The organism is Hoylesella marshii DSM 16973 = JCM 13450 (assembly GCF_000146675.1).
GTDB lineage: Bacteria > Bacteroidota > Bacteroidia > Bacteroidales > Bacteroidaceae > Prevotella > Prevotella marshii.
This window is the reverse complement of the sequence record NZ_GL397214.1, coordinates 177,022-178,388: the sequence shown is the minus strand read 5'-3', so window position 1 is coordinate 178,388 and position 1,367 is coordinate 177,022. Positions and strand designations below refer to the sequence as shown.

Below are 1,367 nucleotides of genomic sequence, written 5' to 3'. Positions count from 1 at the left end.
GAGGAGTTCCCTTTGTTCGCTTTTTCGTGCCCGTTTGCCAAGCCGCGCAAGAGGGAAATAACGACGATTTTTCACGTAAGTATTCAGTAACAAACATAACAAAACAATGAAACGAATAGGAATAGTATGTTGTGCCGTTTTCATTACGTTGGCTACGCGGGCACAAAGTTTTAGTTGGACGAACGGAGCCGGTACAACGTTTGATCTCACCATTACAGATGCCACAAAAAAATGTGCAGAAATAACTGGTGCTAATTCTGTCACAGGTACAACGGAGTTCACCGTGCCCGGCACCGTGACATACAACGGGAATACCTACACCGTAACAGCTATTGCAGGGCGAATAACAAGTGTAAACGGTCAAGTATATTCAAACGGGTTAAAAAAAATCATTCTGTCCGAAGGAATAAAGATTCTAAAGTACCATTCTATAGACTTGGCTTTCGACTTAGAGGAAGTTGTATTCCCTACGACATTGGAAATAATTGAAGATCAAGCATTTCGCTATTCAGGATTAAAGCATGTAGACCTTTCACGTACGAAGCTGAGAGTAATAGGCCGTGGTGCATTTAATTCAAATGTTGGAACAATAGAGAGTATCAAGTTCCCACAGACATTGCGCCGATTGAGGGAGGGTGCATTGAATAATCAGATTCTTAAAAACATGGTATTGCCTGCGCAGCTTGACACACTTTCCTATTTGACATTTGAAGGTTTGGCGAATTTGGAAGAAATCACTTTTGAGAAGCCAACGCCGGCATTGCTGTACATAGAGAATCCACTTAATCCTTCGGAAGGTCCTTTCGACCCATTCCGAGGAAACACGAACTTGCAAAAAATATATGTACCCGTAGATGCTGCCAAAGCCTATATGGATGCCCCCTGGTGGACGGTTCAAGGCAACAAATATCGCGAAAAGCTAACCATTGGTTCAAACGGCTATTCAACATATTACTTGGAGAACGAGAACTTTAAAGTTCCCGCGGGTTGTACGGCATATATCATCACGGGCATTACGCCCAGCGGTAAGCATGGCGTGCCAAGCACTGCGCATGCGCAAGCATTCGGTGCAGGCAAGATTATCCCCAAACGGACGGGATTTATTCTGCAAGGCACGGCGAACAGCACCATAACCTATCAAGCCAACGTGACGGGCACCGAGGAGAGCGTAACCGGCAACCTGCTCGTAGGCACAGGTATCGAGCACGAGTTTACCTCCGCCGGCGACAGTTGCTACTATGTGTTTGCCAACGGTGCCCAAGGCATCGGTTTTTACAAGCAAGGCATACGCAACGGAGCATCTATCAAGCTAAAGCCTCATCGCGCCGGTCTTCGCCTGCCTGCAGGCATTGCCCCGGCTAAAGGTC

The 1,367-nt window shown here is 46.5% G+C and carries 1 protein-coding gene; it reads left to right on the top strand.

Translation table 11 applies throughout. The features are described 5' to 3' along the window. Positions 1–106 precede the first annotated feature (106 nt). On the top strand, positions 107–1,367 hold a 1,261-nt coding region (locus HMPREF0658_RS00745), incomplete at its 3' end, for a leucine-rich repeat domain-containing protein (RefSeq protein WP_006947835.1).